This window comes from Spiroplasma endosymbiont of Phyllotreta cruciferae (assembly GCF_918697755.1).
Genome location: NZ_OU953854.1, coordinates 575433 through 587524, shown reverse-complemented (window position 1 = coordinate 587524; position 12092 = coordinate 575433). Strand labels below are relative to the sequence as shown.

The following is a 12092-nucleotide window of genomic DNA, read 5'->3' as shown; positions in this document are numbered from 1 at the left end:
TTGATGCTTAAAGATGAACAACTCATCTATGGCGCGAAGCTTTAAAGAAAGTGTGAAAGCGAATGGATTTACTCCTATTTATTTCTTTAATTCTCGGCAAGATTAATCACTTGCGAAATGTCAGAGCACGTGTTTTTTGCTTGTTTTCATAAAAAGAGTGCTGTTAAACCGAAAAAAACAATATCGGACACTAAAAAAACAAAAGGGTTGGAGCTCCAAAAGGTTATTTTCTTTATATAAAGTTGTCTAGGGATGGATGAAGCGTAATTAATAACTGGGTAAACTTTTTTACTTCCGTAGGGGGGTAAACTATTTCTAAATATTCTACCGCCCCCCGCTCACCCCCAAAGTGAAGCGGGCGGCGAAATAAATAAATACTAAAATACAATACATTATTTACTAAATATCAAAACATTAACCAACAAAGGAATTTTCTGTTTATTTAAAAAATAAATAAAAAGAAAGGAATAAATATTATGCAAGAATATAAAAGTAAATATATCAATAAAACTTGAAATGAAATAACAACATCATTTGATTGAGTTAATTGTCAACCTGTTAATTGTCGTATTTCCCACCATAAAAATCATTATGATTTACAGTGTTTAGAGTGAGCAAAAATGTATTTAAATTTATTTGCAGATAAATGAGATGTTGTTGCTTCTTATATGCAACATTACAAAATTAATGATATTTTAGATTTGGCTGCGGATGGTTGAAAAATATTACAAATTGAGAAAAAAATAAAACAAATAAATTAAAATATATTATTGCAATTGACCCCGCTGGAAGTGGACAAACTGGTATTATTATTTATAATGTTTTACAAAAGAAAATAATTAATAATATTACCTTTCATTCTAAAAATGAAGAAGAAGCAATAAATAATATCTATTTAATATTAAATGAATTTAAAAATAAAACTTGTTCTTATTTAAAAAAAGTTCTTGTAATAATTGAAGATTATCAACTTCATAAGGGATTAAAAATAACAAACCCACTATCTACTCCTAAATTAATCGGTGGTTTAAAGGTTTTATGTAAATATCTATTTAATTTAAAATATGTTTTACAATCGCCCGTTGTTAAGAAAAATTATATTTATAAAGGAAATATTAAAATGTCAGAGCATGAACACGATGCATGAAAACATTTACAATATTTTTTAACAAAAGGAGTTGATAAAAATGGCACAAACAAAAAGTAATTTACCTAAAAAAACAGCTATCAGTAAAACAAAAAATAAAAGAGTTAACAAATTAGAATTAACTGTTAGATTACATGAAAACCCAATTAAAACTAAAATTAAGGCTTTGGTTGCTGGTGGTGTTGAAGTTGATGCTTGCTCTGCTAAATGTCAATGAGAAGGATTAAATTATTCAACATTATCAATTTATAATCCGTCGGTTGTATCTGCGTTTTTGAAATTAAAAAAAGATGATGAGATAAAAATTAAAGGCTCCGTATTTAATCAACTAAATTTAAAAAATAAACGCTACTTTTTATCTTTTCGAGTTGATAGTTTTGAAATTATCCAAAAAGCAATTAGAAAAAGAACAAATATTAAAAAATAAGGAGATAAAGAAATGATAAAAAATGTAAAATATGTTCTTATTGATAAAAATAATGAGCCTATTAAAAATGAAGATGGTAGTTTTGACATTAAAACTTCTGAAATTATTTTAGAAAATACTGCTGAAGTTGAAGAATTTAATGCAAGTAATTTAGAAAATAGCAATCATCAAATCAACGAATTACAAACAAAAAACACTGAATTAATTTCACAATTAGAACAACAAACCCTGCAATTAAAACAAATTGAAATTAATAATTTTAATAATTCTTTAACTGATAATGAAGAATTTAAAAACGTCTTATTAAAATCTTATGATATTAATGATGATATTGATGTCATTAAAACACACTTACAAAGTGTTTACGATGAATTAATTAAAGTACAAACTGTTAATACTGGTGGTGTACCAAAAACAGAAAATAAAGAAACTAATATTTTAGATACAGACAATGTATTTAATAAATAGAAAGAAGGAAATAAATTATGGCACAAAACCCACAAAGAATATTTGGTGATATTGTTAACCAAGCAACAAAAAATGATCGTGAAACATTTGAACAATGATATTTACAAACTTATCAACAAAAATTTAGTTGAGAGGCATTATTTGCATGAAAAGAAGCCAATAAATTTGGTTTAACATATAAAAGAAAGAAAAATATTCAATATAATAAAGGTTTAGGAAAAGATGAACAAGTATTTAATACTGACGATAGTCTTTTAAACTACACTGAAGTAAAATTTGAAGATGGAACAGTTGAATTAGATACAATTTTAACTTTTGCTCGTAAATTAGACCCTGTAGAAAGTGATTTTAATCCCAATCTTTGAGCTGCAGATATTGAACAAGCAATGGATACTGAAGTTGCTTATAAACGCAATAAAATTTTAGAAATTATTAATAAAGAAAAAGTTACAAACTATTCAAGGGCAAAAAGCAGATGATAAAAATGCTTTACAAATTCATGATGAAATTATGGATAAAATATATGAAAATGGCTTTACCCCGTCAGAAACAGTTGTCTTGGGTTCGGCTGATTTTATTCGTGGCATTCGTAATAAATTACAGTTACAACTTGGAGCAAACGACCAAATAAATAGTGTAATAACAACAAGCGGAGCAATGAAAACTGTTGAAGGAACAACATACTATATGGTTCCTAAAAAATTACCAATTATTAATAAAGATGGTTCGGAAGGAACAATTAGTTTATTACCCGATGGCGTTAATGCAATTGCCTTTAAGTTTAGCAAGAAATACGACCCTCTTATTTTACGCAAAAAAGACCACACCCCATTAAGGGTTGGCGCTGCTGCATTAGGTACTGGTATGGGTAATACTTTGATTATGGAAAGGGTTTTATATTTAGGTGGAGCAGTAGTTGAAGCTAAGGGAATTATTAAACATATTGTTGCAAAAATTGATATTAGTAAAATTAATAAATTAGACAAACCAACTATTCATGTTACAGATCCAACACAAACAACATCCGAACAATTAAAACCACAATTTAAAGATATTGTTTTAAAAGCAGTTAAAACAGTAGATAGTTCTTTAACTGAAAATGATTTTGATTACTTTATTGAAAACAAAGGTGAAGATTGACCGATTGATATTACAAACAATAAAACTGTTGCTGTTCAAATTGAAGGAAAAAACAGCGCTACTGGTCAAACAAATCCGATTGATGTTGTAATTAAAAACACTTAAGTACTAAAAAATAGTACTTTTTCGTTTTATAAAATATGCCAATTGGAACAAGTAAAACTGCTCTGATTTATCCTGTTAAAAAAACACCAACTAGATTGTCCATTCAACAACAAGAAAAAAGTTTTGGTTTACAATTATTAAAATTTTTAGGAATACAAGTTTTAGCTCTGGGTTTATCTATTTTGACAGGGGGAATTGCTTCTGCTATTGGATTAGGAGCAGGATTATCTAATTTTGCTGCAGCATTTATCTCATTTGGAGTAGAAACAGCAACAGATTTTGCTGTAAATCAAATATACGATAAATTAACATCAGAAGTAACTGCAAAAAGTACTGCCTTAAATTTGTTACCAGCAATTGGCGGTATTGGTAAATTAACGCGTGCTGCTCGAACAACTAGAATTTTAAAATTAGCAAAAGAAACTAAACTACTTGAAAAATTAGGTGTAATAACTGCTAATAATTTAGAAGATGTTGTAAAACAATTTACGGGTAAAAAGATTTTATCTGATAAATTAATATTTGATTTTACAAAACAGGCTAATAATAAGACTTTATTATATACTATTGGAAAATTAGCGCGAAATGATTTTTATAAAGGTTTTAAAGTTTCTAATTTAGAAACAATTAATAATTTATTAGAAATTGAAAAAAATATTCAAAAAATAAGTCCTACATTAGTTCAAAAAATACCACGCGTAAATGAAAAAAATGCTAATAAATGGTTATCTGAATATGGATTAAATATTAATAAAATAAGCAAAATTAGTACTAATGAATGATATAACATTATGGCCAATCTTCATAAAAAAGGTGTTGGTAAAAACGTCTTGTTAAATGCTAATTTAATGCGTAGCAGTAAAATATATAATAATAAATTATTAAACATTTTGCATCAAACGCCAATTAAATTAAATAAAGTCTTAAATTATTTAAACCCAAATTTTTATATTCAAAAAGTAACTAAAAAATTATTAGCCCCCATTGAAAAACAAATAATTACTATTAAACAAAAAGTAATTAGTAAAATTACCGATAAAACTAAAAAAATATTATCTAAGTATGAAACTAAAGCTATTCAAAAAGGACAATTATTACCTTTTGCGTATGGTTCTGATGTTTTTCTAGCAGTTAAAATTGTTCCTTTATCAGTTGCGGATGAAATTGCCCTAACTATATATTATAAAAACCCTAAATATGCCCCTATTGTCGTTATGACAACTTTAATCAAAGCAGAACAGTTTGTTTTGGCTCCTGAACCGTTTAAATTCTATATGAACAGCGAATGGTTTATTGGTTGGGGATTTAAAAAAACCAGTTTGTTTAATTTAGTTTCTTTTGCCCCAGTTGCTTATCAACAAGTAGTAAAAGATAGTTTTAAAATATATCGTTCAATTGCTAAGGTATTAAAGTTGCAAGAACAATTTAAAAATAATTTTACTAATAAAGATAAATTGTTAAATACGCTAGAAGATAGTGCGGTTACTAGTTTATTGGGTAATGGGCTAGCATTTCAAACATACAAACAAATAAGAACAAAACAAGATTTAAACAAAACAATTAAAACAAAAACACTATTAAATAGTAAAAATTTTATTTTAAATAAAATATATTCTAAAAAAAGTAAATGATAAGGAGATGATTAAATGTTAAATGAATTATGACAAAATGTTACTTTGGAAAATTATAATAATTTTATTCCAATGACAGGTAAAATTACACAAGTTCCAGTTCGTTATAATAAGTTCTTTAAAGGTGATGTAGAATTATGATTTAAAACATTTGCTTTAAGAGCCCAAAATATGATTAATTCTTACTTAAACTATCCATTTTCAAAAATAAAATTTGAAACATTTAAAGACCCGTTATTAAAGAAAATTTGTATTAATATGGTGTTTATTACCATTGAACATTGAACATTTAACCGTATTCCAATTGAGTTTTTTACTTCGGCAAATATGAGTATTGGTAATATTAATTATTCTTCACAAAATGACCCCATGGCAACATGACAAGGTCTATTGCCTACCTATGCAAAATCATTGGCTAATTTAACAACTTTAAAGAAAATGTTTCGTACTTTTCAAAAAGAAGGTATTGATTTAACAATGATAGATTTAGAAGCATATTATACCCAATTAGAAGTTGATGCATTACTAGATATGGTTGTTATAGAAAAAATTAAAGATGATAAACTTGTAAAAATAAAAGAAGAAATATCAGATGAATTAAAAAAATTAATTGTTATACAAGGTTTCTCGGATTGAGAAGTTGTTGATACTAGTGATTTTGTATCTAATAGTATTTCGGAATATAAAATTAAGAATTTTGATAAGTCAAAATATGTTTATAAAATTTGAGCTAATATTGAACAATATCCGATATTAATGGTAGAAACTTTTAAAAATTATAGTGAAGATATTCATTCGCATTCTCAAATTACTTTATTTATTAAAAAAAACGGGAATGTTCTTATGTGATTAAATAATTCACCCTATAATATGTCAATATTACATATTCAAAGAAAAAAAGTAAGTTAGAAAGGAGATGATTTTGTGCCAAAAGTAGAAGTTAAAGATGTAATTATGTTTTTGAAAATCTTTGGAGTTTCATCATTGTTTTTTATCGCAGGAATTATTATTTGTTTTATCGGAGAAAAAACATTAGGTATTTCTTGACCAGCGTATGTTATTGTTTCAGCAATGCTTATCGGGTCTGGAATTATTGTTTTAATTATTGAAACTATTAGATTTATCAAAACTCATAACAAACAACAAAAACAAGATAGTATTGAAGATGTTATTAAAAAAGAAGATACAAAATAAAGAGGTGATATAAATGGGATTGTTACCAGCCAAAAAGAAATTAAAGAAAAGCTATGATATTGATAGTTATTATCTTAATTTAGCATCAACGATTACTAATCGCAAAAATGTTACTGTTCAAAAACATAATGAAATTTTAGAAAAAAGAATTTGTGAAGATAATGCTAATTTTTTAAATCCACGAGATTTAGAAATTAGCATTTATAATCCACTTACTAATCAAAAATTAGATACTAAATTAATTAATAACTTTTTAAAAATGCAAGACTTTACTAATAAAAATTGATATAACGAATATAAAATTAATAGGAATGGTAAAGGTGCATATTTTATTTTTGCTAATAATTCAAAACTAAATTTTATTACCATTGATTTTTACAATGACCAATATGATGAATTAGGTAATTTAGTATCTTGTACTTTTGATTATGACCCTTATCTTAAAAATAACCAGAGTATTTTTATTACTGAAAAATTAGAAATTGATTATGTAACTAAACAAGTAAAAGTTATTAGAAAGTTAAAAACACGATTATACAGTACTATTACCGACTTATATATTGATGATGTTAAATGAAATAACTATACAACATTACAAAGAGAAGAAATATTACCAATTGATTTTATACCAATTGAAATTATTCCTAATAACCCTAATTTTGAACCTTCTGCTCGCTATGGTAAACAATTTGCTAGTATTTTAGATATTATTGCTGAAAAGATAATGTTAGACCCATTATTAAATAGTGGTAAATTTACTATTAATACTAATGGAGTGACTGGTGTTGTTGACCAAGAAATTAGTAAAATGTTAGCTTCATTTATTGAAAATGATTTGTTATTAGTTGAAGGTGACCCCGATAGTAATTTTCAACCAGTAGACTATATTGCTGGTAATTTTAAAGGTGAACAATTAACCAAAATATATGATTGATTATTAACTAATTACTATAAAATAAATCGCCATCATGTTCCTGCAATTGCTAAGGGAGCACAACAAACGCAAGCGGAAGTTGCTGGTGTAAATATTCAAACAAACGCATCATACGAACAAATGATATATATTAGAGAGATTAAATTAACGGAATTTATCATTAAATTAATTAAATATGATAATGCGATTTTAAACAGTAGAACATTTAATATTAAAAATATTGATGAATTAATTGTTGATGTTCACTTACCGGTAAATGCCACGTTAAACAGACAACTAAATAACAACGAAACTATTATTAATATGTCTAATGAAAAAGGAGAACAATAATAATGTTAAAACCATCGGAAAAAATGTTAGCACAATTAGCAGAAAATGATGAACCAATTGACTATTCGATTGATAGTATTCCGTTAGATTTTGCTAGTCAATCGCAGTACAGCGACCCTGATTTAGAACAGTTATTTACTGAAGACCGTGCTAGAACCTTATATATTTATAAAATTAATAATCTTGTTAAGACAAAACAAAAACCAACCTTAAACTACTCTCAAAATAGCTTTAAAATAGGTTTTATTGACAAAGATGAATATATTAAAATAACGTTGAAATCAGTGATTTTAATTTTAAATTACAAATTCAACAAAATACCACAGTTCAAGATAATAGTACAAGTTATGTAATGGTTGATGAAAAAGATATTTTAATTAATGATATTTCAAAACAAGACAAAGAATTTTTAGAAACATTAGACTTAAAAATAGTATCTATTAATGAACCAATTAGTGAAGACAATAAAAATGAATGTTATATTATTGAAGAATATAAACGCCCTTATTCACCTGATGGTGTTGACATTATTAAATCTACGCATTTAGTTAAAATAACTGATTTTAAATGAAAAAATCAAAATAGTATTCATTTAGTATTACAAAAATCATTACCCGAAGATACAGTATTTACTGGGATTGATATTAAATATCCTAAATCTATGCTATTTGGAAATATTAAATGTTGAGGCAATATTAATGGTGTTTATTCTTATCCATCATCAATTGTTGAAAACGCTAGTTTAGTACCGTTATTATCAATGCCAATTGAGACAGAACCTAATTTAAGAGTATTTCAATATTGATTTACCGAAAGTTTTTTACCATGAAGTATTGCAAAAAATTATATTCAAGGTGCTGATATTTTAGGTTTAATAAATAAAAATGGTTTAGAACAAGTTTTATTAAATTATTTAACATTTCGTTATAATTATGATAGAAAATTTCAAGGGGCAAAATACGATGAAAAAGGAAATCCTATAAATAAAGCGGCTGAATTACGCCAAAAATTTGAAGGACAAAAACCCGAAGATGTAATTGATGGTTTATTTGAAAACTGAAAATTAGATAATTATAAATTTTTAAATGATAATGCTGTAAAAAGATTTAAACAAATTATCTATATGTTATCAAACTATACATATAGTAAATACGCAATTAATAAAGGTTATAATGACGATATTAAATTATTTGCCCCTTATTATTTTGAATTAATATCTAACCCACGAGAATTAGAAACTGGATATTGAGAATTTGAAAACTGTAAAGTTAAATTAAATTCATTATATTTTAATTTTTCTGGTGGTACTATTCCGCCAATACCAATAAATTTTTGACAAGAAATTTTTGAAAAGAACAGACCCTTAAAAGAAATTGATAATAAATATTATTTTGTAGTTTGACGTAGTGATACAAATAGTAATTGAAGAATTATTAAATTTTTGAATGATACAAATAGTAAAAAAGAATTAGATAGTTATGGTAGATATAAACTTATTTTTAAAGAATATAGTCCTTTTTATGATTTTACATTATTAATTAGAGGTGAGCGAGGTGATGTAGATCATACTTGAAAAAATGATAATGGCACATATTTTAAGTTTCTTTATCGTTGAGATGGAACAAATGAACCAAATACACCCTTTATATCACCAAAAACAGGACAAATTACAGATTGAAATTTAAAACAACAAAATAATATTAATAGTAATGATGAAATTAAAGTAACTGTTAAAAACAAAGATATTTCAGAAAACCCTATTTATCAATTAGAAGCCAATTATTTTAATTGATTATCAATAACAAATGAATTGGAAACAAATAATATACCTTCCCTTATTCCTGCTGAAATTAAATTATCTGATGGTGAATATGGCAAATATTTAACTAATTTAATTGTTTCTAATAATAAGATAGAAGAATATTTAAACTATTTTTCGCAATGATATAGATTACTTTATTCTAAGGCAGTTTGAGCAAATATGACCAAAGATTTAGTTAAAGATAATATTAAAATATCTTTTTATAACCATCAAAAACTATTTATTTTAAATCAAATTGAATTATCTGGAATATGAGGTTATGGAAATTATGATATAAATATTTTTGTTGAAAAACCAAATGAAAAAATAATTGAAGGAAAAGATATTAACTTAGAATTAATCAAAAATTGTCCGAATGAAACTAAAGTAAGTGGAAAAGACAGAAATACATATTTACAATTAATCGAAAATAATACCTGATATTTATATAAAAATGGTATTGAAGATGAAAAATCTTATTCAAATATTGCAGTTGTTAATTTTTTAAAACAATCAAATAGTGTAATATTTTCCTATCCACCAGTAAAAGAACAAATTAATATTAATAATTTACATTTATTTAATAAAAACAACGAAAAACTATCATTAATTACAATAGAAATATAAAAAGTCATTTTAAAATGACTTTTTTAATTTATATATTATTTTTCTTATTTAACATTTATATTATTCTTATTATCAAGATATAAATCAGGTGCTTGTTTATCTACTAAATTTCAACGATAAAGAAACTTAAAATATGTGCCATTATCATTTTTTCAAGTATGATCTGCATCACCTCGCTCACCTCTAATTAATAATGTAAAATCATAAAAAGGACTATATTCTTTAAAAATAAGTTTATATCTACCATAACTATCTAATTCTTTTTTACTATTTGTATCATTCAAAAATTTAATAATTATTCAATTACTATTTGTATCACTACGTCAAACTACAAAATAATATTTATTATCAACTTTACTAAATGGTTTTTCTTGATATGCTATTCATTCTAAATTGTCTCTTATTTCTTGGTTTGTTGTATCTATTTTATGTTTTTCTTTTTGTTCTTTTAATTGTTCTTCGGTATATTGTGGTGTATTACAAGCAATTAAACTGGTTGTGCTTGTTCCTATTAATGATATTGTTCCTAAAAGATTTAATATTTTTTTCATCTCTAATCATTATATAGTCTAATTCTATTTCCAACTTTAAGTATTTGTTTGAAATTTAAAGTACATTGACCACTATCTGCATGTTGACGAGATAAAAATTGCAGATAATAATTTTTATTTTCTCAATAAAATGTGAAACCTACAGATTGTGAATGGTCAAATCATGCAGGATGTACTGAAACTCCTTCTCTTTTCAATTTATCAAGAATAATATTATTTCCAAATAATTCATTATCATTACCAATATCTTTAATATTTTTATCAGAAAACTTATAATTTCTAATTATTTTTTCAAAATTAGTTGAATTAATAGAATTTATTGTTTTTTCTCCTCAATAAATGTTATTATTGCCTCAAATATTTTTTGTTCAAAAAGGTTCATTTCCTAAAATTTCAATTTTCTTATAACTTAATGGACTAATTCTTCCTAAATTAAAAGTTTTTACAATTCTATTATTATCTACAATATTTTCATTTTCTAAAACCAGATCAGATTTATCATCTTTATAATACATTATTATTTCTTTTTCTATATTTGAACTTTCAACATTAAAAATTTGTTGACCAGTCAAAAGACCATCATTTGAAAGAAAATCTGTGTTTATAAAATAAATTTCTTTTTTATCAGTGACAGCATAAACGTTGCCATTTTTATGAACTGTAATATTAATAATTGCCTTATCATTAACATCAACAGCCTTAATAAATAAATTACTATTATATTTTTTTAGGTAAAATCCCTCATTAGTTCCAATATACATGTCTAATTTAGATAAATTATTTCCTTTTGTATTTTCATCTAAAATTTTAATGGCAGTTATTTTTTTATTTTTTAAAGGATAATTTTTTTCTTTTCCTTTAATTGCATCACAATATTCATTTTTTATATCATTATTTATACTTCTCGTTCTTCTTCTATCACAATTTAAAACTGGTTGCATAAGTAATCCAAGAATTACTCTAACATCGGTATTTGAAAGAGCCTGAGCAATTGTATTAATTGGTAATTGTGATAATAAACTATAAAATCATTCACTAATACTTGTACTATTATTACCAAATCTTGCTTGAATATTATTAATTGCATCAATAATGTTATTACTTATACTTTGTCAATTTGTTACAATGTTACGAATATTAACTTGCCCACCATTTTCATCGGGATTTCAATATATAGGACCATCGCTGTGATTATCAATAATATTATTAATAATTAAATTATATATTGATCTAAATCTGAAAGCTTCAGATGTTATTAAAACTATACGACCTAATGCTGCTTGAACAACTGGTCTTTGACTTTCAATTCTAGTACCCACATTTGAAATTTCAAAAAATGAAATAGCAATATTTTGTCAATAAATTGATTGATCTCTTTCACCCATAAGATTATTATAATGACCAGTATATCTTGTGTTGGTGTGGTTATTAAAACTACTAAAATTATTATTAACATTTAGTTGTCTTACTTCTGGATGTCTAAAATTAATATTTTCTTCAAGTTGATCATTTGTGTAATTATTTCTTATTTCTTTTTCATCTTCCTCATCCGCAAAATAATAATAGTGATCATTATTAATAAAACCTAATAAATATAGATTTCTTATTCTAAAAACTAAATTTATATTTCTTGTATCATCTCTTCGAACTATAGAAACAGGTATAGTAAAATAATCATAATTTACATTTTGATTTAATTCATATATTACTCCGTGTTCATTTTCACTAGATTCAAAA

General features: G+C 25.0%; 14 protein-coding genes. 12 read left to right on the top strand and 2 right to left on the bottom strand.

The features are described 5' to 3' along the window. The first annotated feature begins 476 nt into the window (after positions 1 to 476). The 12 genes from NL276_RS03955 to NL276_RS03900 are packed head-to-tail and all read left to right on the top strand — an operon-like array spanning position 477 to position 9804. Complete coding sequence (locus tag NL276_RS03955) at positions 477 to 761, top strand: hypothetical protein (RefSeq protein WP_253301110.1); 285 nt, start codon at positions 477 to 479, stop codon at positions 759 to 761. Next, on the top strand, positions 716 to 1207 hold the full coding sequence (locus NL276_RS03950; RefSeq protein ID WP_253301277.1) for a hypothetical protein: 492 nt from the start codon (positions 716 to 718) through the stop codon (positions 1205 to 1207). The genes NL276_RS03955 and NL276_RS03950 overlap by 46 nt, the downstream gene beginning before the upstream one ends. Next, a complete protein-coding gene (locus tag NL276_RS03945; RefSeq protein ID WP_253301108.1) occupies positions 1188 to 1574 on the top strand; it encodes a hypothetical protein in 387 nt (128 codons plus the stop codon). The genes NL276_RS03950 and NL276_RS03945 overlap by 20 nt, the downstream gene beginning before the upstream one ends. 12 nt (positions 1575 to 1586) lie before the next feature. Continuing rightward, positions 1587 to 2042, top strand: a complete 456-nt coding sequence (locus tag NL276_RS03940; protein WP_253301107.1) for a hypothetical protein — start codon at positions 1587 to 1589, stop codon at positions 2040 to 2042. Positions 2043 to 2059: 17 nt separating this feature from the next. Beyond that, positions 2060 to 2524 (top strand): hypothetical protein, encoded by a 465-nt coding sequence (locus NL276_RS03935; RefSeq protein ID WP_253301276.1) that lies wholly within the window; start codon positions 2060 to 2062, stop codon positions 2522 to 2524. 28 nt (positions 2525 to 2552) lie between these two features. Then, positions 2553 to 3287 (top strand): hypothetical protein, encoded by a 735-nt coding sequence (locus NL276_RS03930; RefSeq protein WP_253301275.1) that lies wholly within the window; start codon positions 2553 to 2555, stop codon positions 3285 to 3287. A 35-nt stretch (positions 3288 to 3322) separates the two neighbouring features. Then, positions 3323 to 4921 carry a hypothetical protein gene (locus NL276_RS03925; protein WP_253301274.1) on the top strand — a complete coding sequence of 533 codons (1599 nt, stop codon included), beginning with the start codon at positions 3323 to 3325 and terminating at the stop codon, positions 4919 to 4921. A 12-nt stretch (positions 4922 to 4933) separates the two neighbouring features. After that, positions 4934 to 5827: a hypothetical protein gene (locus tag NL276_RS03920; protein WP_253301273.1), complete on the top strand. Its 894-nt coding sequence runs from the start codon at positions 4934 to 4936 to the stop codon at positions 5825 to 5827. Positions 5828 to 5842: 15 nt separating this feature from the next. Beyond that, a complete protein-coding gene (locus NL276_RS03915; RefSeq protein WP_253301102.1) occupies positions 5843 to 6112 on the top strand; it encodes a hypothetical protein in 270 nt (89 codons plus the stop codon). Positions 6113 to 6125: 13 nt separating this feature from the next. Next, the gene (locus NL276_RS03910; protein WP_253301272.1) at positions 6126 to 7376 is read left to right on the top strand and encodes a hypothetical protein; all 1251 of its coding nucleotides are present in this window, start codon (positions 6126 to 6128) and stop codon (positions 7374 to 7376) included. Positions 7377 to 7378: 2 nt separating this feature from the next. Beyond that, a complete protein-coding gene (locus NL276_RS03905) occupies positions 7379 to 7729 on the top strand; it encodes a hypothetical protein (protein WP_253301271.1) in 351 nt (116 codons plus the stop codon). After that, positions 7729 to 9804 carry a hypothetical protein gene (locus tag NL276_RS03900; protein ID WP_253301270.1) on the top strand — a complete coding sequence of 692 codons (2076 nt, stop codon included), beginning with the start codon at positions 7729 to 7731 and terminating at the stop codon, positions 9802 to 9804. The genes NL276_RS03905 and NL276_RS03900 overlap by 1 nt, the downstream gene beginning before the upstream one ends. A gap of 44 nt (positions 9805 to 9848) precedes the next feature. Here the strand turns inward: NL276_RS03900 and NL276_RS03895 are convergent, their stop codons facing one another. Together NL276_RS03895 and NL276_RS03890 are read right to left on the bottom strand one after the other, a co-directional pair. Continuing rightward, complete coding sequence (locus tag NL276_RS03895; protein WP_253301269.1) at positions 9849 to 10355, bottom strand: lipoprotein; 507 nt, start codon at positions 10353 to 10355, stop codon at positions 9849 to 9851. Positions 10356 to 10357: 2 nt separating this feature from the next. After that, a partial coding sequence (locus NL276_RS03890; protein ID WP_253301268.1) for a ribosome-inactivating family protein occupies positions 10358 to 12092 on the bottom strand: 1735 nt, incomplete at its 5' end.